This window comes from Chlamydia sp. 17-3921 (assembly GCF_902705545.1).
Taxonomy (GTDB): domain Bacteria; phylum Chlamydiota; class Chlamydiia; order Chlamydiales; family Chlamydiaceae; genus Chlamydia.
Map to the genome: position 1 here is coordinate 20772 of NZ_CACSHH010000006.1, position 21678 is coordinate 42449.

Sequence of the window (21678 nt, forward strand, 5' to 3'; positions counted from 1 at the left end):
TCTTGGTTATGGATTGTCGAACCGACTTCTCTTCAGAGATTTTGACAATAGGAGGCTATCCTATTAAAAAAATCTTAAGTCAGAAAGTAGGGAGTTTAGTATATCAGGGAGAACATCCTGAATATTCTTTACCAGTTGCGATAAAAGTTCTTTCTCCACCTTTTGTTTTTGACTCTCGTCATGTTCAAGGATTTTTAAAAGAAGCTCAAATTATTCGTCAGGCCTCACATTCAAATATCGTTAAATTTTATAACTACGGTAAATGGAAAAATAGTCTGTATATGGTTATGGAATATGTCGAAGGGTTTTCCTTAAGACATTGTATTTTATCACAGTTTATAGCTTTGCCTAGAGCTATCAATATACTTCTAGCAATTGTCGAAGCGGTACAATATCTCCATAGCCAAGGTATATTTCATAAAGATATTAAACCTGAAAATATCTTAGTGACTTTGCAAGGACAGATAAAACTCATAGATTTCAGCTTGTCCGCTTGGGAATCAGAGACAGCATCAGTTCATCCTGCAGTATTAGGAACTCCTTATTATATGAGTCCTGAACAGCGTCAGGGAGAACCTTTCTCTTCATCTTCTGACATTTACTCTTTGGGAGTACTAGCTTACGAGTTAATTTTAGGCAATCTGTCTTTTGGGAAAATTCATCTAGCGTTGATTCCAGAGAGAATTGGAAAAATTCTTGCCAAAGCTTTACAACCATCTTCAAAAGATCGATATCGTTCTGTTGAAGAGTTTCTACAATGCTTACAAGAGTATTATGTTTCTGGAGATATGACTAAAGATCTTCATAAAAAAGATCACTTGATAACTTCTTGTGATCAGTTACAAGAACAGAGTGTTTGGCTTGCTCCTAAAGAGTTAAGTTTCCCTTCGTTTGTGTCTGGAACTTTATACCGGATAGGATATTCCTTACATCCTTATGCTCACTACGATACATTTTTTTCTAAAGATATTCTAAATATATGGCTAGTTTATAGCCTTTCGATTAACGCAACTTTAGCTTTATCTGCTATAAAGAGTTTAGTCTCTCAGCAAAATCCTCAGTTGTCGTCGCTAGAAAAAGTTCGAGAGATAAATGAACAATTAAATAAAATGAATACTCCTGTAGGTGATCTCGGCATTTCTTTAATGTACCTAACAATTCTTAAAGAAACGAATGAACTTTCTTGGATTTCTTGTGGAAAAACTATTTTCTGGTTAAGACAGCAAGGAAGGGCTTTTCAAGATTTTGAAACTTTTTCTCCAGGGCTAGGGAAAATTAATTCTTTACAAATTCAAGAAAGCAAGGTTGCATGGGAAATAGGCGATGAAGCAGTAATATGTACTTTACAGGCAGAAGAATTTAGCTCTTCTTTAAAAGCATTATCATTCGTAGAGTTGAAAGATAGAAGACAAACCGCTATATTCTGCCCTATAGAGCAAGTGCGCTACGGGACTTCAGGAAATGTCAACGAAAGCTCTTCTCCTTCAACGCTCATTAGCTTAAAAAGAATCCGGTGAAAATTGTGATATCGAACATTGGAAGAAAGATTTTTCAGATTGTCAGTAGAAAAAAAAGGAAGATCGGAGTTTTCAGTGCTTTACTTTTTTTAGACTTGACCCTGCTTAGTGTGAATTCTCAGACGTTATCAGGAGCTTTAGAAGAAACCCCTTCTAAAGTGAGAGAGATTCATAATGAAAAGCTTCTTTCCGCATGTCCTAAAAATACAGTAAAAGCTTCCTCTAAAAAATCTATTAATACTCGAATAGAAAAGAATTCTGTAGCTGTCAAGCCGACAGCTTCTGCGTATCAGGTGAAAAACACCAAAAAAGCTGTTAATGCTCCAGCGACTAACTCTATTAGACCTTCTTTTAATAATATTAAAGGGAGAGAACGAAAATTTTCTTTGGAGGAAAACTTATCAACTTCGTCTTCTATGAAAAGGAGTACGCGTTTATTACCTCGAGAAGAAACTCAAAATGTTCTTGAACTTTCTGAAGAAGACCAAAAAGAAAGACAAGTTTGGGAAGAAAAACAAAATTATGCTCGTAAAGCTGTAAATTTAAGCGTTAAAAAGCAATTGGGAGAAAGCCAAAAGATTCATAGCAAAGACTCTCAATTCCATGTAGAAACAGAGATTTCCGATGTTATAGACAAAGCTGCGACGACTCATCAAAAAGAAGAAGGTAATGAGAAAGAAGCTCAGGTTATAGAGACTTTAAAGAAAAGAGAACTTACTTGCGAAGATTTAAGGGATAACGGTTATACCGTAAACTTTGAAGATATTTCTGTCCTTGAGTTACTTCAATTTGTTAGTAAGATTTCAGGAACTAATTTTGTTTTTGATAGCAATGATTTGTTGTTTAATGTAACGATTGTCTCTCATGATCCCACTTCTGTTGAAGATTTATCGACTATTCTTCTTCAAGTTTTGAAAATGCACGATCTGAAAGTTGTCGAACAAGGGAATAATGTCCTTATCTATCGCAACCCACATCTTTCAAAACTTTCTACTGTAGTGACTGATGGGACAACCAAGGATACTTGTGAAGCTGTCGTTGTAACTCGGGTATTTCGTTTATATAGCGTTAGCCCTTCTTCTGCTGTTGCTATTGTTAAACCTCTTCTTTCCCATGATGCTATTGTAAGCGCATCAGACTCGACTCGTCATGTTATTGTTTCAGATATTGCTGGAAACGTAGAGAAAGTTGGAGAGCTATTGAGTGCTTTGGATGGCCCTGGGACTTCTATAGATATGTCGGAATATGAAGTTCAGTATGCGAATCCTTCAGCACTTGTAAGTTATTGCCAGGATGTCTTGGGAACTTTAGCAGAAGAAGAAACTTTTCAAATATTTGTTCAACCAGGAACAAATAAAATTTTTATCGTATCTTCTCCTCGGCTTACAGGAAAAGCTGTTCAGCTTTTGAAATCCTTAGATGTCCCTGAAATGGCGCACACGCTTGATGATGTTTCCAGTCCATCTTTAGCTTTGGGATCTTCTGGTGCTGCAAGTCCTAAGCGTCTTCGATTTTTCATGTATAAGTTAAAATATCAAAATGGTGCTGCAATTGCTCAAGCTATTCAAGATATTGGATATAACTTATATATCACAACCGCAATGGATGAGGATTTTGTTAACACTTTAAACAGTATACAGTGGTTAGATGTTAATAACTCTATAGTCGTTGTCGGAAATCAAGGAAATGTAGATAGAGTTGTTAGTTTACTCAACGGCTTAGATTTACCTCCAAAACAGGTGTACATTGAAGTTTTAATCTTAGATACAAGTTTAGAAAAATCTTGGGATTTTGGAGTTCAATGGGTTGCTTTAGGAGATGAACAAAGTAAAGTTGCTTACGCCTCAGGGTTATTGAGTAACTCTGCAATAGCGGCTCCTTCAAGAGCTGCAATACCCCCAAGTTTACCTACTGCAGGCTCGATTCCTTTGCCAACTCCAAGTCAGTTGACGGGATTTTCTGATATGATGTCTTCATCTTCAGCTTTTGGATTGGGGATCATTGGTAATGTACTTAGCCATAAAGGAAAATCTTTTTTAACCCTTGGAGGGTTGTTAAGTGCTTTAGATCAGGATGGCGATACTGTCATAGTTCTCAATCCCAGAATCATGACGCAAGACACTCAACAGGCTTCTTTCTTTGTAGGACAGAATATCCCGTATCAAACAACTAGCACTGTTATTCAAGAAACTGGATCTGTAACTCAAAATATCGAATACGAAGATATCGGAGTAAATCTTGTAGTTACTTCTACGGTAGCTCCTAATAACGTAGTCACTTTACAAATAGAACAGACGATTTCAGAACTTCATTCCGCTCAAGGTACATTAACTCCTGTAACGGATAAAACATATGCAGCTACGAGAGTACAAGTCCCTGATGGCTGTTTCTTAGTAATGAGTGGACATATTCGGGATAAAACTACAAAAATTGTTTCCGGAGTCCCTCTGCTTAATTCGATACCTTTAATTCGAGGTTTATTTAGCCGTACTATAGATCAAAGGCAAAAACGTAACATTATGATGTTCATCAAGCCTAAGGTTATCAGTAGCTTTGAAGAAGGATCAGCAGTTACTAATAAAGAAGGTTATAGATACAATTGGGAAGCAGATGTTGGTTCTATGCAAGTAGCCCCTCGGCATGCTCCAGAATGTCAACGCCCTCCACAATTACGGGCTGAAAGTGATTTTAAAATACTAGAAATGGAAGCCGAATGATGTTATAAAGAGATACACTTCTAACTCTGTTGCATTCGGAGGGAAAGCCAAGAAGAGAGGAGTCGGCCGTATGACTTTTTCGTTTTCTTGGCTTTTTTATTTTTTGGCTTGCAAAATGCCTAAATAGCTCAGTTGGTAGAGCAACACATTCGTAACGTGTAGGTCGTCGGTTCGATCCCGGCTTTGGGCAAAAATTTCTTTATCAGAGATCTAAAAGCCTTCTGGAATAAGATCAGCAGCAAGCATTTTAAGCAAGTTTGCTCGTAGTTGTGTAATTGTTTCTTTTTTTAGATCTCGAGATTCTTCAGGTTGTTGTAAGGCTAAATGTGCTCTACGAACCTGCCAAAATAATAAATTCCCTATAGAATGATTTTTAGGATTTCTAATCCATCCTAGTTCTATTCCCAGTTGTAACCAACTTAATGCATCTAATGTTTCCTTTAGTTCCAAGTGATAAGAGTGTGTAAGAAGACCTAAAGAACGAAGTATATGATTTTTCAATTCTCCAGAAGACTCTTCAGAATAACATTTTTTTGCTGAAGATTCGGCAACTGAAATTTTGGAAGCCCAAATTCTTAGAGAAGATATGATTTGTTCTTCTGTAAGTCCTAAAGAGCATCTATTGGACAAAACTATTACATTTCCAGAAAGATCTGTAGTCGAGGGTAATAAAGCTGAACTTACAATTTCTGCATCTTCATTTAGTATATTGGCTAGCCCCTTAGAGTATACAAGAGCCGGAGTATGTAGAAAACAATGGCCCTTTAATGCTGTACCACAGTGTTTTGGATTCGTTGTGAGAAATCCAAATTCTGAAGAAAATGCAAAGGATAACTTGTTATGCAAGTAATTATCCAGTTGTATGAGTTTGTCTAAGGCTTTTTCAGGTTCTGAATCAAAATCAATAATATGTAGAATCAAATGATCTTGGAAGTTTATGGCGATCAGAATATCTCCTGTCCGATTTACAATTAAGGCTTCTCCACCAGGATTTCCAATGAGATCATAAGGAAAGACAAAATGTTCTAGCAAAAGCTCTTTTTGCCATAAAAGAGAGTCTTTAAGAGAGAGAATAAAGAATTCATCTAAGCTCATGCTATCATTGAAATAAGACGTAATGAGCTGCAAAAGTTCTAGTTTTTTTTCTTTAGATAAGCAGGGAAGAAATTTCATAACAGAGAGATTTCTAGACAAAGAAAATGTTGTTATCGGCCAGATTTTATTTCCTTGTAGAGATTTTTTCTTATCCACAAAGCTTTGAAATAAATCACTAGGAATTGTCATGGGTATCTTGATCTTGCGTTTTTAAATTGTTAATTTGATCTCGAATTATTGCTGCTTGTTCGTAATCTTCTCGTTTTAATGTGTCTTGAAGAGCTTCGTTAAGAGCTATCAACTTCAATAGAGGATTAGCACTATTGATTTTTCCTGGAGAGCGGCCTATATGTAAAAATCCTCGATTTTTTTCTAAAGAAAATGAAGAAGAAATGGCTTTGTTTTGATTCAGTTTCGTAAGGAGTTGGCTTTTAAAATTCGTATAACATTGATGACAGCCTAGCAACTGATCTCCATCTTGGCGAAAACTCCATGTTGTCTTACAGTTTCCGCATTCTAAGGTGACGGAATCCCTTTGAGGACATAAGAGAGTATTTTCATGTCTGTAGTAATAACTTGGGTAGGGACAGCTTGAGCAGACATAGGAACGCAGTACTTTTTCTGTATTTATTTCTGTGTAGCAGACAGTCGCCTGTTGTTGACACTGATAGCAACGTGCTGTTGGGGGAATTGTCATGAGAATCTCCTTAAAGCCTAGCTTTCTCTATCCATAACAAAAACAAAGAAAGTAGAAAAAGACTTTTATAGAAATAAAAAGGAGATTGCCTAATCAAGAATAACTAATTGGGTCTTGAAGGATTTGAACCTTCGACCCCCTCATTAAAAGTGAGGTGCTCTAACCGCTGAGCTAAAGACCCATAAATATCTTGTTAGATTTATATACTTTGACCCCAAGGGGATTCGAACCCCTGTTACCGGAATGAAAATCCGATGTCCTGGGCCAGGCTAGACGATGGGGCCAAGACGATACAATTTTACAGGTTTTCTCTCTTTAGAGCAATCTTTTCTCTTTGTAAGATTTCTAAAACTATAGAGAGAAAAGTTCTCAAAAAGAAAAACTTTATAACGAAGCAATATCTGTTTCTTTTTGCTTTGTAAGCTCGTCTATTTGCTTACAAAACTTATCAGTAAGATCTTGGATTTTTTTCTCTTTATTTTTCACAACATCTTCTGTTAGGTCTGAGTCTTTTTTTAGCTTATCGTTAGTTTCTCTACGAATGTTACGAATTTGAATTTTTGCTTCTTCACATTTACGTCGTAACTGTTTAATCATATCCTGCCTCAGCTCTGCAGTTGGCTCAGGAACACGAATACGAATAATAGAACCCTCAACTTCTGGTTGAAGATTTAAATTTGCTGCAATCACTCCTTTAGCAATTGCTGAAGTGTTGTTTGCATCGTAGGGAGATATAACGAGTTGACGAGTATCTGCAACAGATATCGATGCAATATCTGATAGTCGCATTGACATTCCATAAACATCTACAGTTACAGTTTCTATTAGAGCTGGATGAGCTTTTCCTGTTCTAAAAGTTTTAACTTCTTTTTGAAAAAATTCAAAAGAAGCCAACATTTTTTTTTCTGTATCACGTAGTATGGGCATGATCTACCTCTTCGCCGATTAAAGTCCCAATTGTTGGATCAAAAACAGATTTTTCTAAAGAGTGTTGAACAAAGCTAAATACACGAATAGGAATATGGGAATCCATACAAAGAGAGATAGCGGAAGCGTCCATGACTCCTAGTTGTTGAGAAAGGCAATCTTTATAAGATATAAAATCATACTTTACAGCGTCTAGAAAAACACGAGGATCTTTGTTGTAGACACCATCTACGTGCATGGTAGCTTTGATGAGGATATCAGCTTTAAGTTCACAAGCTCGTAAAGCTGCCCCAGTATCCGTCGTTAGATAAGGAGAGCCGGCTCCTGTTGTACAGATAAGAACTTTTCCTTGATTTAAAGCTTCTACAGATTTTTGTGGCGTATAAAGTTCTGCAAGCTGAGGACAGGAAAGAGTTGATGTTAGTAGGCAAGGGATATCATCAGCTTTAAGAGCATCTGTAACGGCCATCCCATTAATTAATGTGGCAAGCATTCCCATTTGATCTGCAGATACACGATTGATTTGCAATTCTTTTTGTTCTGCAAGACCTCGTAAAATATTTCCTCCACCGATAACAAGTGCAATTTCAATATCACAATTACGCACGGCTCGAATCTCTGATACGAGTCTAGACAAACGCATTTCATCTATTCTAGTACCAACATCTTTAGATAAAGCTTCTCCAGAAATCTTAAATAAGACGCGTTTAATTTGCTTAGGCATGGATCTACTAAGCTCCTATTTTCCATAAAATAAATTGCTTTACTTCAACAGGGGCCCCTTGGCTTTTTGAAAAACTTTCAATTAAACTTTGAATTGTCAAATCTGGATTTTTAATAAAAGGCTGATCTAATAAGCAGACTTCCTTGAAAAATGTACTGAGTTTTCCGGAAATGATTTTATCGATAACTGTTTGGGGTTTTCCTTGTGCTTGAGAAGATATAACTTCTGTTTCTCTCATAATAATGTCTTCTGGGACATCTTTTTTACTTATGAATTGGGGCCGCTCAGCGACTACATGCATGGCAATATCTTTTGCTAGAGTTTCCCCTTCAGGTGATCCAGAAAGAATAGCTATTGAGATAGTTTTTCCGTTGCCATGAGAATAGATACCAACACTATCTGTTGATGCTGTGGGAAGATAAGACACTCGGTTAATACGGATATTTTCACCAACGGTTTGCATTGTGATGGCCCGCAACTCATCAATAGAAAGAGAAGGGTCTTGAGAGGATGGTAATTGAGTCAGAGCTTCAACGTTGTCCACTTTGTGATTTAAGACATCTTCAACAAGTCCTTCTACAAAATTTCGAAACACGGCGTTATTTGCTACGAAGTCTGTTTCAACATTAACTTCTACAATAGCGGCTCCTCTAGAATCTGCTTTTGCAGAAATGATACCTTCTTTTGTTTCTCGATGTTCCTTTTTGCCAGCAGAAGCTAAACCTAGTTTTCGTAGAAATACAATAGCTTCTTCAAGATTTCCTTCACTAGCTTCTAAGGCTTCTTTACATTTGGTTAACCCGACACCAGTGCGTTGTCTTAAAGTTTTCAAGGTGTCCATAGAAAAATCTTTCATTAGTTCGTCTCATCAAATTTTTTTGCTAACAAATCTTCATGTCGATCTGCATCAGTTTTTTCTTCTTCATCAGGTGATTCTTCTTCTGATAATAGAAGATTACTTTCTAAAGATTTAATTGGAGAAACGATTTCTAGACCGAGTTTTCGCTTTGTTTGAATAATATTTTCTTTAATAACATTGATGATTAAACGAATGCTTTTTAAAGAGTCATCATTACAAGGAATAACATGATTGATAGGTGTTGGATCACAGTTAGTATCTACTAGAGCTAGTACAGGAATTCCTAATTTCTTAGCTTCAGCAACAGCAATCTTTTCGTAGCTAGGATCTACAACTACCAGGAGACCTGGCAGTTTTTTCATGAAACGAATGCCCTCTAGGTTTTTCAAAAGTTTTTGATGTCTTTTGGCAAGAAGGGCCATTTCTTTTTTAGTAAGATGGAATTGATTCCGAGCTAAATTTTTTTCGATTTTATCTAAAGTTTTGATGGAATTGCGAATTGTTGCCATGTTAGTTAGCATTCCACCTAGCCAGCGTTCTGCAACAAAAAATTCTCCTGCTTCAATTGCTGCTTCTCTAATGACACACTTTGCTTGTTTTTTTGTCCCAACAAAAAGGATGGTTTTATTTTCTTCAATAACGCGACATACATGAGGAACGGCGCACCGTAATTGTTGTAAAGTCTTTGCTAAATTAATGATATATAATCCATTTTTCTCTTCGAAGATGTAAAGTTTCATTTTAGGATTCCATCTTCGTGTTTGGTGCCCAAAATGAGCGCCAGCCTTTATAAGGTCTTTTATGGAAAGATTGTAGAGCTGAGAGTCCAAGCTTTGTACCTCTATTTCAGATTAGAATATATTAACAATGGCATCCTAGCTTTGAGCTAAGATTTCAGTCTTGGTTGGTGGTTTTAGAAAGCGCCCGATCAGAATCGAACTGACACCGGTAGCTTGGAAGGCTACAGCTCTACCATTGAGCTACGGGCGCAAAACCAAATGTAACAAAGATGGTAATGTAGTAAAGCTTTTAACGCAAGATGGTAATCTTTATAAAAGAGGAGTTTTTTTGATTAATAAATAATTTATTTGAGAATGAGAAGATGGATGAAAGAAATAAAAAATAAAAAACCCAGAAGCCTTAGCTTCCGGGTTAGAAACCAGAACTACGAGAGTCCTAGTAGCAACAAAAAGTTAAGATTGCCTAAGCAAACCTTAGAATCTGCATTGAGCAGAAATGTGAGCAGCTCTTTCATTGATCAAGCGAGCTTCACCATTGATTGCCCATTTATCAGCATCGATTAGAGTTGCTCCAATAGCGATACCACAAGCTTTTCTAGATTTCATTTTGTTAATCTGAACAGAAACAATTTGTAGGAAATCTCCATACTTGTTGGTGCTGTCAAGAGCTGTAGCTTCCCCTAATAATGTTGGGTTCCATGTTGTCAAGTTCATGACTGGTGTAGCTAGTTTTGGCTGAGCAATTTGGATCGTATCAGCATCAAAAGAGGCTCTTGACCACTGAACACCAATATAAGGAACGAGCATATTGAGTCTATAAGACAATGCTGCTCCGACCTGCCATTCGTGATAATCTAGTGTTGCATTTTTTAAATCTGTTGCAGCTTTTGTTCCTGCGTTTTGAGGGAGGGGAAGAGAAACTCCTTTATAACCCTGTGGTCTATGTATAGTGAACCGAGCAGCGTTAGATAGAACGTTCAATTCTTGAATACGAGGTTTGGACTGAGCGTATTGGAATTCTGCTCCCAATGTAGCACAACCACATTCCCATAAAGCTCCTCGAGCTCCAACGCTCCAAGAGAAAGTTGTATCTGTATATAATTCTACTATACCATTAGTGATCGTTACGTTAGGCAACTCTGTAGCACCTATAGTTCCTCCAGCAACACCAATTAAGCCAATCATATTAAAAGATTCAGAATTTCCTTTAATGTAGCCAGATGTTGCTCCTAAAGTACAGAAAACATCAAAACGGTCCCAGATGTTTAGAGCTATATAACCAGCATTTGTGAATAATTCTGCATCGTGTAAATGCTTGTTGTAAGCAGGGTTAGGTCTTTCTGTTGATGTGGTAAAATTGGATTCAGTATTTCCTGTTGGCGCTGCTCCCATTGAAAATGTTTTTGCAACATCTGTTTTGAGAACTCGATCGAAAACATAATCTCCATAAAATCCTGTACGTAGACTGATCGCATCACACCAAGTTGCACAAGGATCGCATGGATCTCCCGTTACACCTTCCCATATAGTGCCGTCAATTAATAAACTTGGTTCTGCTGGGTTCCCTACAGGCAAGGCATGTAAGGAGGCGCTACCAGCTACAAATACGGCGGATAACAACGCCGACTTTAAGAGTTTTTTCATACTCACCTCTAAAGATTATGCTTAATATCTTTTCTTTTTGTGCTCGCTATATTTTCTTGTTTTCTGGCGGCACCCACGTCCAAGTTAAAGCCAGACAAGATATCCTGTTAGGCAACTAATGACTTTTAGGAGAGTCTTGCAAGTGAAAACAGCCTTAAGCATGAACATACAGCTCATTAATCGAAAACATAACAAACTTTTCTTATTATAGTAAAGACGATAAGAGAAAAGAGTGTTTTCAGACATCATTTTCGGACAAGAATTTCTAAGAATAGCTATTTAAGAATACGCAATTTTTTGTACACGATTTTTATATATACCTTGGCCTAAGTTAGAAATCACTTTAAGGAGTCTTTTTTAGAAGGTTTCTTCTTATTAGATTTTTTAGTGTTTTTATTTTTATTTGAAATCGTTTTGTCGATAGCAAATGTGTTCACATATTTCAATTTTCTTTCAGAATTTAATTTATAAAAGCTTCCTATTAGATCTCTAAAGTTTTAGTAAGGCGAAGAGGCTTATCTTGCCAGACAAAAATTTAGTTCATAATATCGGTTTTATGAAATCGCTAAAAAAGAGTTCTAAACGCCTTACAGTTTCTGAAAAGACGAATAAACTTTTGTCTGGAATTATCGTAGCTTTGGCTGTTATCGTGCTGCGTTTATGGCATCTTGCTGTAATAGAGCATGATCAGAAACTAGAAGAGGCTTTCAAACCTCAAAAAAGGGTAATTCCTGAATATGTTGAAAGAGCTACGATTTGTGATCGCTTTGGGAAAATCTTAGCAACTAATCAACTGCAGTATGATGTCAGTATTGCCTATAGTGCGATTCGGGAGATACCTTCTCGTGCTTGGCGAGAGAATAGTCAAGGAATTAAAGAGCTAATCCCCGTTCGCAAATACTATATTCGGCGTTTAGCAGAACTTCTTTCCCGGGAATTACATCTAGATCAAGATTTTATTGAAGATGTTATTCACTCAAAAGCTTCTGTTTTGGGTGTTGTGCCCTATCTTTTACAATCAAATATTTCTGAGCAGGTATATTTAAAACTTAAGATGATAGCAAAAGATTGGCCAGGTCTACATGTTGATTCTGTTGTGCGTCGTTACTATCCTCAAGGGAAAATTGCTGCAGATGTTATTGGTTATGTTGGGCCGATTAATACAGGGGAATACAAAAGAATCACCCAGGAACTGAGTAAGTTACGCGAGTGTATACGTGCTTATGAAGAAGGGGAGAATCCTAATTTTCCAGAGGGTTTAGCTAGTATCGATCAAGTTCGAGCTTTACTCGAGTCTTTGGAAAACAGAGCGTATAGTTTGAATGCTTTAGTCGGAAAGTCTGGAATAGAAGCTCTTTATGATAGTCAGTTACGGGGAAAAATAGGAAAAAGTACTGTTTTAGTAGATCGAAGAGGCAACTTTATTCAAGACGTAGAAGAGGCTGTTCCTGTAGTTCCAGGAACAAGACTCCAGCTTTCTTTATCGGCTGATTTGCAGGCATTTGCAGAAAAATTACTTTTAGAGCATGAGCAGGCAGAATCTTTTCGTAGTGTGAATTCTATGAAAAAGAGGGAGTTATTACCACCTCTATTTCCTTGGATAAAAGGTGGAGCTATTATAGCTCTTAATCCTAATAATGGAGAGATTTTAGCAATGGCTTCCTCTCCTCGTTATTGTAATAATGACTTTGTAAAAATGCGAGTAGCAGAGGATCCTATAGCAACTCGTTCTGAAATTTATCGCTGGCTTGAAGGAAAAGAACATATTGCTGAGCTCTATGATAGAAAAACTTCTCTGCGGAGAGAACGGAAAGATTTTTCAAGTGGAGAAAATTTTGATGAACAGCTATCTCTAACTTTTGAGAATTATCTAGATTTACTGTTTCCAAATAATTCTGTCGTGAAGCTTCTTCTAAAGAAGCAGGATACTATAGGTTCAGCTATAAGAATCCAAAATCGAGTTAACGATTTATTAACACTATTTTGCTATGACAAAAGAAAATGTTCTTGTTCTGCGATTTTTGATGTCGTTTTCCCTAGAGAAGAGGGTCATATTCTCACCAAAAAAATTACTTCTGTAAGCCAGCAAGAGTGGCTAGCACAGTGTTTGAAACAGCACTTTGCTAGTATAGAAAAAGTAAAAAAAGATCTTTTAGAAGCTTTTGAAAAGCTCCCTGCAAATTATGATAAGATCTTGTATGTAGATCTTTTACGCTTGGTTATAGATCCAACAAAAGTTAGTCCGAATTTGTTTTTAAAAATTCATAACTTATCCTTACTAGAGTTCGCTGAACTTCAGGGACGCTATATAGCTTTGCGTGAAGCTTTTTCAAAAATTATAGAAGAAATTTTTACAGAAACTGAGTTTAAAACTTGGAGACACGAGCATTTTGCACAGTTTCTCGCAAATAAGCGTAAGGAAGAAGAGATTAAAAAACAGCGATTTCCAACGCCTTATGTAGATTATTTAGAAAAAGAAAGAAAGAAGCAGTATTGGGCTTTTCGAAAACAATATTTAGACTCGTTTCTTGCATACTTAATTTCTGGAGATCCCTTTAAAAAAGAATTTTTAAATCCTTATTACAATACTCTTTCTTTATGGCGAGAAGAGTTAAGTCGAGGAGCACATAAAGCATTACCTTGGTATGAGCATTATCTGTTTTTGGCAGAACATCTTACCCCTTTATCTAAAGAGCTACAGTTGTTATTTAATGCTTTTCGAGGATTTGATGATTTGCAACGACATTTGTTAGGCGAGTATCCTTTGACTATTGTTAAAAACTCACCGCAAAAAGAACAAGATTTGGCAGCTGCATTTTATCCTACTTATGGTTATGGGTATTTGCGGTCTCATTCTTTTGGTCAGGCTGCAACTTTAGGATCTATCTTCAAGTTGGTTTCTGCATATTCTGTTTTATCTCAACGATTTTTAAATATGCCTGGAGAGGAATTAACAAAATTTTTCGTGCTTATAGATAAAAATTCTTTTGGATACACAGCTTCTAAGCCTCATGTGGGTTTTTTTAAAGATGGCTCACCTATTCCTATCTTTTTCCGTGGAGGTAGTTTACCTGGAAATGATTTTTCAGGACGTGGATACATTGATATGATCTCTGCTTTGGAAATGTCTAGTAATACTTATTTTTCTTTGCTTGTAGGTGAGTATCTTTCAGATCCAGAGGATTTGTATGATGCTGCAGTCTTGTTTGGATTTGGAGAAAAAACTGGAATAGGTTTGCCTGGAGAATATGCAGGAAAACTTCCTAAAGATATTTCCTACAATAGATCTGGGTTATACGCAACTGCAATAGGGCAACATACGTTAGTCGTAACTCCTTTACAAGTTGCCACTATGTTGGCAGCTTTTGTGAATGGGGGGACATTGTATGTTCCTAGTTTATTACTCAGAGAAGGAAACTTACCTGTTGGTCTTTCCCCTATAAAAAAACATCAAATTTTCATGCCAGAGCCCGTCGTAAAAGTCTTAAAGCAAGGGATGCATCAAGTGATTTGGGGTAATTTTGGTACAGCTCGTGCTATACGAGAACAGTTTTCCCCTGATATTTTATCTCGTATAATTGGGAAAACCAGTACAGCAGAGTCTATAATGCGCGTAGGATTAGATCGAGAATACGGCACAATGAAAATGAAAGATGTGTGGTTTGCTGCTGTGAGTTTTACTGATCGAGAATTATCACAACCGGAGTTGGTTGTCGTTGTTTATTTACGTTTAGGAGAATTTGGAAGAGATGCTGCTCCGATTGCTGTGAGAATGATAGAAATGTGGGAAAAAATACAGAGAGGTGCAATTTTTCTTAATTGAATTACTTTTGGCACGATTTTTGCTCTTAGAAAGGTGAGTCAATGAATCGTATGCCAGGAGAAAATTCGTGGAAGAAGCTGCAAAACATCTAGCGAAAGAATTTCTTTGTTCAGGAATAAATTTTTTTTTGAGTGGAGAATATGATCATGCTGAAAAAAGATTAAAAGAAACGTTAGAGCTCGATCCTTCTGCAGCATTGGCTTATTGCTATCTAGGAATAATAGCTTTAGAGTCTGGACGAGTTCATGAAGCATTATCTTGGTGTGCAAGAGGTTTAGAAACAGAGCCAGGAGACAGCTATTTGCGTTATTGTTATGGTGCTGCTTTAGATCGAGATAATCGTTGTGAAGAAGCTATCGAACAATATCGCGCTTATGTTGCTTTACATCCAGATGATGTAGAGTGTTGGTTTAGTTTGGGAGGTGTATACCATCGTCTTAAACAATTTCAAGAGGCTATTAGCTGCTTTAACACGGTTCTTGAATTAGATCCTTGGAATCCTCAAAGTTTATATAACAAAGCTGTAGTCCTTTCTGATATGGCTGAAGAATCAGAAGCAATGAAAGTTTTAGAGTCTACAGTAAGTAAAAATCCTCTTTATTGGAAAGCATGGGTAAAGCTGGGATTTTTACTTTCTAAAAATAAAAAATGGAATAAAGCAACAGAAGCTTATGAGCGGGTAGTGCAACTTCGTCCTGATTTAGCAGATGGGCATTATAATTTAGGTTTGTGTTACCTCACCTTGGACAAAACGAGACTAGCTTTAAAAGCTTTTCATGAAGCTTTGTTTTTAAATGAGGAAGATGCTGACGCTCATTTTTATGTAGGACTTGCTTATATGGATTTAAAGCAGTCTTCACAAGCACATGAGGCTTTTCATCGTGCATTATCTATTAATTTAGAACATGAGCGTTCGCATTATTTATTAGGTTATTTGTATCATATGCAAGGCCAAGGAGAAAAAGCTATTAGAGAACATAAATTCTTAGTAGAGAAAGAGTCTATTTTTGCTGCTCTTTTAGAAAAGGCGATAGCTTCGGATCCTTCTTCTTTAGAGCTGTCTCGTAAACTGGATACAATCCCTTAGTAAGGATTTTACTATTTTGTGTTGCGATGAGTGCGAAAAATATATTCAATATAAAAAAAAGAAGACAAAAAATACTTTTTTGTATTAGATTTGACGAGTGTTAAAAAGTTTTTACACTTTTTCTTCACAAAAGTGTGATCTCTAAAGGAAGAGGGGAAAAATTTCCCCTCTTCCTTTCCCATGGGCTTGATGAATAGAACAAAAGTTCTCTTTTCAAGCCTTCTTTATTATTCGGAAAAAACGATTAATGTGTTACCTTTACCCAGTTTGCATATCTTGAAGATGAAAAACGGAAGAGCCATGGATCAAGTACTAGATGCTTTTTTAGAGGAAAGAAAAGAATATCCCTATGGTTTTGTTACTCCTATAGAATCTGATGGTTTAAAAGGGCTTTCAGAAGATACTATAGAGCAAATAGTGGCTCGGCGTAATGAGCCTTCTTTCATTTTAGATTTTCGTTTAAAAGCTTTTCGATATTGGCAAAGTTTGCAAAGCCCTACGTGGGCACGAGTACAAATGAAGCCCATTGATTATGATGATATTGCATATTTTTCTGCCCCCAAACAAAAAAATCCTATAGGAAAATTAGAAGAAGCGGATCCAGAAATTTTAGAAACTTTTAGAAAGCTTGGTTTACCTTTAGATGAGCAAAAGCGACTTTTAAATGTTCAAAATGTTGCTGTAGATCTCGTTTTTGACTCTGTTTCTTTAGGAACTACTTTTAAAGAGGCATTAGATAAAGCTGGGGTAATTTTTTGCTCTTTAAGCGAAGCTATACAAAAGTACCCCGATCTTATAAAAAAATATTTAGGAAGTGTTGTCTCTTATCGGGATAATTTCTTTGCCGCATTGAATGCGGCAGTGTTCAGTGATGGATCCTTTGTTTATGTTCCTAAGGGAGTTCGTTGTCCCATGGATATTTCAACATATTTTAGGATTAATAATAAAGAAGCGGGTCAGTTTGAGCGTACTTTGATCATCGTTGAGGATGGTGGTTATGTAAGTTATCTAGAAGGATGCACGGCTCCTGCCTTTTCTTCTCATCAGCTTCATGCTGCTGTTGTAGAACTAGTAGCAAAAAATCACTCGGTTATATGTTATTCTACGGTTCAAAATTGGTATACTGGAGATAAGAAAACAGGAGCAGGTGGTATTTACAACTTTGTAACAAAAAGAGGGTTGTGTGCAGGACGCCAATCTAAGATTTCTTGGTCTCAAGTTGAAGTCGGAGCCGCCATTACTTGGAAGTATCCTAGTTGTATCTTAAAGGGGGATGAGAGCGTCGGAGAGTTTTATTCTATAGCTCTTACGAATGGTAAGATGCAGGCGGATACGGGTACGAAAATGATTCATATTGGATCTAAAACTTCTTCTACTATTGTATCTAAAGGAATTTCTTCTGATTGTTCTCATAATACATTTAGAAGTTTAGTTTCTATGAGTGACAAAGCTGAGAAAAGCCGTAATTATACGCAATGTGATTCCATGCTTATAGGGAAATCTTGTGGAGCCTATACTGATCCCAAAATTGTAGTAGGGAACTCTTCTTCTTCTGTGGAGCATGAGGCCACCACATCAAAATTGCGAGAAGATCAGTTGTTATATTTGCGTAGTCGGGGATTAAGTACAGAAGAAGCTGTTAGTTTAGTTGTACATGGGTTTTGTAGAGAAATCATAGAGCAATTGCCCCTAGAATTTGCTCAAGAAGCGTCTAAGCTTTTGTTTGTTAAGTTAGAAAATAGCGTAGGTTAATACAATGTTACGTATAGAAAATCTGCATGTAAATTGTGATGATGTAAAAATTTTAGATGATCTAAATCTTCATATTAATTCTGGAGAGCTGCATGTAATTATGGGGCCTAATGGAGCAGGAAAATCAACTTTGGCAAAAGTTTTATCTGGAGACGAGAGTGTCTTTGTTTCTTCAGGGCGCGTCAGCTTATGTGATCAGGATGTGCTTACTATGACTCCAGAAGCTCGCGCACAAGCTGGTTTATTTATCGGATTTCAGCACCCCCCAGAAATTCCTGGTGTGAATAATAAGATGTTTTTACGAGATGCATATAATGCATGTCGTCGTTCTCTTCAGGTGGAAGAAATTTCAAAAGATGAGTTTGATGCTCTACTTTCTACTATTATAGATACATATGAATTCGATACTATCAATGATTTTTTAGATAGAAATGTAAATGAAGGTTTTTCAGGCGGAGAAAGAAAAAAAAATGAACTTTGCCAAATGTTAGTCTTAGAGCCAAAAATGGTTCTTCTTGATGAACTAGATTCAGGTTTAGATGTTGATGCTTTACGCTTAATTTGTAGAACTTTAGAGAGGTATCGTGATTTACATCCAGATGCTTCGATATGCATAGTTACACATAATCCACAACTGGGGAACCTTTTACAACCAAAGTTTGTTCATGTTCTTTTAGATGGTAGAATAGTGTTTTCTGGAGATGTCTCTTTGATGCATGATCTTGAAAGTAAAAGTTACCAAGAAGTCATAGGCTCAGTTCTCCGAGGATAATATGTTAGCTTTTGTAGAAAATTTTTCTTCGATAATTCCTGGTTCCTCTGTACATAAAGCTGTACAAGAGTGTTATGAATTGCATAGTCAAAACGAGTCTTTTAGAGAGATTTTTCGTAATTTTTCTTGGATAAAAGATCTTGCAGAAGCTCCAGAGAACTATGGGTATGCCCATGGAAGTTCTGAGATGATGAAGCAACAATTATTGCATAAGCACTCGCTAGCTTTTGAATGTGTCTTAATTAATGGAAAATTTGAGCCCTCCCTTTCTCAGTTACCAGAAGGTGTTTTTGCTTATCCTTTAGAAGAAGCTAGCTCTTCTTTTTCTACATTTATGAGACAATTTAATGTGGAAGAGCACCCTTTAGCATTTATAAATGCTGAAGGCTCCCTTCAAGGAGGAGTAGTTTTTTACATCCCTGAGGGAGAAATTATAGATGAACAAATTTTTATCCGTCATATTACATTTCCTTCGGCTGGAAAACAAAAAATTCTCTTTTTACCTAAAATTATTATCGTTTTAGGTTGTAAAGCTTGTGCTCGTATTCATGTTTCTCATCATGTAGAGTCAGATAATAGAACTCCAAGAGAAACCATAGTTAATGGTGTAACAGAGGTTTTTGTCTCAAAAAACGCCGAAATTATTCTATCCATGGCATCAGAGTATGCGAAAGAAGATCAATTTTGTTGGTCTCATATAGCGACTATTGAAGAACAAGGATCCTGTATGATCATGGAGAATTTGCTAAAAGATATTTCCGGTTCCGGTTTATTTAACAATACATTTTATATGGTAGGAGATCAGGCTCACTCAGAGTCTTTAGTAACAATTAAATCCCCGAAAAAGACGTGGGTAAAAAATCTTATGTATCATGATGCTATAGAGACAACTTCACGACAAAACATTAAGTCGATACTGTGTTCTGGTGAATTTTTCTTTGAGGGTAGTATATCAATAACCCCACAAGGAAAGCTATCCGATGCTTATCAAAAACATGATACTCTTTTGCTTAGTGATTCTGCAAAAGTTTCAACATTTCCTCGTTTAGAAATTCTAACAGATGATGTTAAAGCTTCTCATGGTGCAACTGTAGGTCCTTTGGATCCTAATCAGATATTTTATATGCGTTCTCGAGGAATGACTTTAGAAGAAGCTCAAGCTAAGCTTATTAAAGGATTTTTTGCTGCCCAACCTCCTGTGGATGCATTTCCTCAACTTTCTACTTTGTTTAATTTTTGAATAATTAGAAAAAACTAGATCTGGTTTTTATGCACGGAATAAAAAAGGATTTTCCTATATTTGCTTCTAAAGAGAAAGAAGGGGAACCTTTTATTTATTTAGATTCTGCAGCAACGACGCATAAACCTCAAAGTGTTATAGACTCTATTATAAATTTTTATAGTTCTTCTTACGCTACCGTAGGTCGAGCTGTTTACAGTTCTTCAAGGAAAACTTCTGAAGATTTTTCTCAAGTGCGAGAAATCGTTCGAGAATGGATAGGAGCTACTTGTGAAAATGAAATAGTTTTTACAGCAGGAACGACTGCAGGGTTAAATTTATTAGCTATTGCTGCGCATGATGTCTGGATTCCTCAAGGTGGAGTAGTTTTAGTTTCTGAATCCGAGCATCACGCTAATGTTTTGTCTTGGGAGATAGCTTGTCGTCGTCAAGGATCTATTGTTAAGAAAATAGCTGTTCTTGATTCAGGGCTAGTTGATCTGGATCATTTAGAAAGTCTTCTTAAAGAAGGCGCTAATATTGTTAGTGTTCCTCATATTAGTAATGTTTCAGGTTGTATACAGCCTATACAAGAGATCTCTATGCTTACTCATCGTTATGGTGCTCTCATTGTTGTAGATGGAGCTCAGGGCGTTGCTCACAGTCTTATAGATGTTAGCGCTTGGGATATAGATTTTTATGTATTTTCCTCTCATAAGATTTATGGTCCTACAGGTCTTGGAATTTTGTTTGGGAAAAAAGAACTTTTGGAACAAATGCCTCCAGTTCAAGGTGGAGGAGGAATGGTTTCAATTTATGATAGTCAGGATCCTGAATATTTAACGGCTCCGTTGAAGTTTGAGGCAGGAACACCTCACATTGCGGGTGTTTTGGGGTTAGGAGCTGCGTTAAATTACCTGCATGAATTATCTATAAATCGTGTGTATAACTATGAAACAGCTTTAATAACGTATATGCACGAGAAATTATTACAGATTCCTGGAATGCGTATTCTTGGTCCTGAGCTCGGCCTTCCTAGAGGAGCATTAATTAGCATGAAAATAGAAGGAGCTCATCCTTTAGATTTAGGATATCTTTTGGATCTTCAAGGAATTGCTGTGCGTACGGGACATCAATGTTCTCAGCCTTCTATGAGGCGATGGGAAGTTGGCCATGTTTTAAGAGCTTCTTTAGGAGTATATAATGATCAAAGCGATATTGAAAGTTTTGTTCATGCTTTACATGATGCTGTATGCCAAATTCGCAAGTAAAAACTTTTTATTTGTTTAAGTGTTTTTTTCTTAAAATAGTTTTTTTTTGATATAGATTTGTTGTTTGCCAACGGAGTGTTAACCAGTTTTTTAGATAATTAGGGCTTAGCCAAAACTTCGGTAATGTGTAGAGATTTGATTTCATCTCTAAACGAAAGATTCTATGAGTCCTCTTCTTTATGTTTACTGTATTACCCAAAATGAAAGAATAATCATAGTGTCGAGCAACGTATTTTTGGCTTTCAGCATCATATTTCCCAAAAGGATAAAAAAAAGCTTTTGGAAATTGTCCTGTCATGGCTTTTATATAGTGTTTTGAAAGGAAGACCTCAGTTGCTAAATAAGGAGGAGAATGTTGTAAATTACGTACGGCAAAACCAGATGATGCTACTTGGATTAAAGGAGAAGAAGCCATAGTAAGGATTTCTTCTTGTGAACAGAAAGGCATGTGGTTTAAGAACACTTCGTCTTGGAATGCTAGAGTATCTGAAGGTTCTAAGCGATGAGCTAGAGAAAGAGCTTTCGCAGTATTTGGAGAAACATAACGCCATGCGATGCCAATGACAGCAGGAATTTGATGTTGTTGTAAAAATGGAAATACAGACGTGTAAAAGTCTATAGAAGCAAAATCAAATGTTAAAATTAAAGATATTCTACGAAGAGGATCTCCGGGTAAGATAATAGGATAGTGTTGTTTTAAAAGAAGCAGATAGCGTTTTAATGCTTCCAGGTGACTTGGAATTCGAGAGAAAGCTATATGGCGAAAAGCGAAAGCTATCAACATAATAATATTAATAATTTAAGAAGAGCTTTCTTGAAAATATAGAGTAAGAG

At 36.6% G+C, this 21678-nt stretch carries 16 protein-coding genes and 4 tRNA genes; 9 read left to right on the forward strand and 11 right to left on the reverse strand.

Annotated features, from left to right (window positions below; all coding sequences use genetic code 11):
• Nucleotides 1–8 precede the first annotated feature (8 nt).
• From JMS40_RS01555 to JMS40_RS01565, 3 genes are all read left to right on the forward strand, one after another.
• Nucleotides 9–1517, forward strand: a complete 1509-nt coding sequence (locus JMS40_RS01555; RefSeq protein WP_201456531.1) for a serine/threonine-protein kinase — start codon at nt 9–11, stop codon at nt 1515–1517.
• On the forward strand, nt 1514–4234 hold the full coding sequence (locus JMS40_RS01560; RefSeq protein WP_201456532.1) for a secretin N-terminal domain-containing protein: 2721 nt from the start codon (nt 1514–1516) through the stop codon (nt 4232–4234). The genes JMS40_RS01555 and JMS40_RS01560 overlap by 4 nt, the downstream gene beginning before the upstream one ends.
• A 117-nt stretch (nt 4235–4351) precedes the next feature.
• A tRNA-Thr gene (locus tag JMS40_RS01565) sits at nt 4352–4424 on the forward strand.
• A gap of 20 nt (nt 4425–4444) precedes the next feature.
• On the opposite strand, the gene JMS40_RS01570 is transcribed toward JMS40_RS01565, so the two are convergent.
• The 10 genes from JMS40_RS01570 to JMS40_RS01615 form a co-directional block, all read right to left on the reverse strand.
• On the reverse strand, nt 4445–5518 hold the full coding sequence (locus JMS40_RS01570; RefSeq protein ID WP_201456533.1) for a protein arginine kinase: 1074 nt from the start codon (nt 5516–5518) through the stop codon (nt 4445–4447).
• Nucleotides 5505–6026, reverse strand: a complete 522-nt coding sequence (locus JMS40_RS01575) for a UvrB/UvrC motif-containing protein (RefSeq protein ID WP_201456534.1) — start codon at nt 6024–6026, stop codon at nt 5505–5507. Before JMS40_RS01575 ends, JMS40_RS01570 begins: the two co-directional genes overlap by 14 nt.
• A 108-nt stretch (nt 6027–6134) precedes the next feature.
• A tRNA-Lys gene (locus tag JMS40_RS01580) sits at nt 6135–6207 on the reverse strand.
• A gap of 28 nt (nt 6208–6235) precedes the next feature.
• Nucleotides 6236–6310, reverse strand: a tRNA-Glu gene (locus tag JMS40_RS01585).
• Between the two features lie 100 nt (nt 6311–6410).
• Nucleotides 6411–6953 (reverse strand): ribosome recycling factor, encoded by a 543-nt coding sequence (gene frr, locus JMS40_RS01590; protein ID WP_201456535.1) that lies wholly within the window; start codon nt 6951–6953, stop codon nt 6411–6413.
• Nucleotides 6937–7677 carry a UMP kinase gene (gene pyrH, locus JMS40_RS01595; RefSeq protein WP_201456536.1) on the reverse strand — a complete coding sequence of 247 codons (741 nt, stop codon included), beginning with the start codon at nt 7675–7677 and terminating at the stop codon, nt 6937–6939. The genes frr and pyrH overlap by 17 nt, the downstream gene beginning before the upstream one ends.
• Nucleotides 7678–7684: 7 nt before the next feature.
• Nucleotides 7685–8533 (reverse strand): translation elongation factor Ts, encoded by an 849-nt coding sequence (gene tsf / locus JMS40_RS01600; RefSeq protein ID WP_201456537.1) that lies wholly within the window; start codon nt 8531–8533, stop codon nt 7685–7687.
• Nucleotides 8533–9366 carry a 30S ribosomal protein S2 gene (gene rpsB, locus JMS40_RS01605; RefSeq protein WP_201456538.1) on the reverse strand — a complete coding sequence of 278 codons (834 nt, stop codon included), beginning with the start codon at nt 9364–9366 and terminating at the stop codon, nt 8533–8535. Before rpsB ends, tsf begins: the two co-directional genes overlap by 1 nt.
• An 89-nt stretch (nt 9367–9455) precedes the next feature.
• A tRNA-Gly gene (locus JMS40_RS01610) sits at nt 9456–9526 on the reverse strand.
• A 224-nt stretch (nt 9527–9750) separates the two neighbouring features.
• The gene (locus JMS40_RS01615) at nt 9751–10920 is read right to left on the reverse strand and encodes a porin (protein WP_201456539.1); all 1170 of its coding nucleotides are present in this window, start codon (nt 10918–10920) and stop codon (nt 9751–9753) included.
• A 556-nt stretch (nt 10921–11476) separates the two neighbouring features.
• Between JMS40_RS01615 and JMS40_RS01620 the strand changes: the two genes are divergently transcribed.
• The 6 genes from JMS40_RS01620 (at nt 11477) to JMS40_RS01645 (ending at nt 20844) form a co-directional block, all read left to right on the forward strand.
• Complete coding sequence (locus JMS40_RS01620) at nt 11477–14743, forward strand: penicillin-binding transpeptidase domain-containing protein (protein WP_201456540.1); 3267 nt, start codon at nt 11477–11479, stop codon at nt 14741–14743.
• 67 nt (nt 14744–14810) lie between these two features.
• Nucleotides 14811–15830, forward strand: coding sequence for a tetratricopeptide repeat protein (locus JMS40_RS01625; protein WP_201456541.1), 1020 nt, complete (start codon nt 14811–14813; stop codon nt 15828–15830).
• Between the two features lie 300 nt (nt 15831–16130).
• Nucleotides 16131–17582 carry a Fe-S cluster assembly protein SufB gene (gene sufB, locus JMS40_RS01630; RefSeq protein WP_201456542.1) on the forward strand — a complete coding sequence of 484 codons (1452 nt, stop codon included), beginning with the start codon at nt 16131–16133 and terminating at the stop codon, nt 17580–17582.
• A 4-nt stretch (nt 17583–17586) separates the two neighbouring features.
• Entirely contained in the window at nt 17587–18354 is a 768-nt protein-coding gene (gene sufC, locus JMS40_RS01635) for a Fe-S cluster assembly ATPase SufC (protein ID WP_201456543.1), read from the forward strand.
• Nucleotide 18355: 1 nt separating this feature from the next.
• Nucleotides 18356–19594, forward strand: a complete 1239-nt coding sequence (locus JMS40_RS01640; protein WP_201456544.1) for a SufD family Fe-S cluster assembly protein — start codon at nt 18356–18358, stop codon at nt 19592–19594.
• Nucleotides 19595–19623: 29 nt separating this feature from the next.
• Nucleotides 19624–20844, forward strand: coding sequence for a SufS family cysteine desulfurase (locus JMS40_RS01645; RefSeq protein WP_201456545.1), 1221 nt, complete (start codon nt 19624–19626; stop codon nt 20842–20844).
• A gap of 7 nt (nt 20845–20851) precedes the next feature.
• Here the strand turns inward: JMS40_RS01645 and JMS40_RS01650 are convergent, their stop codons facing one another.
• On the reverse strand, nt 20852–21628 hold the full coding sequence (locus JMS40_RS01650) for a polysaccharide deacetylase family protein (RefSeq protein WP_201456546.1): 777 nt from the start codon (nt 21626–21628) through the stop codon (nt 20852–20854).
• Between the last annotated feature and the right edge of the window lie 50 nt (nt 21629–21678).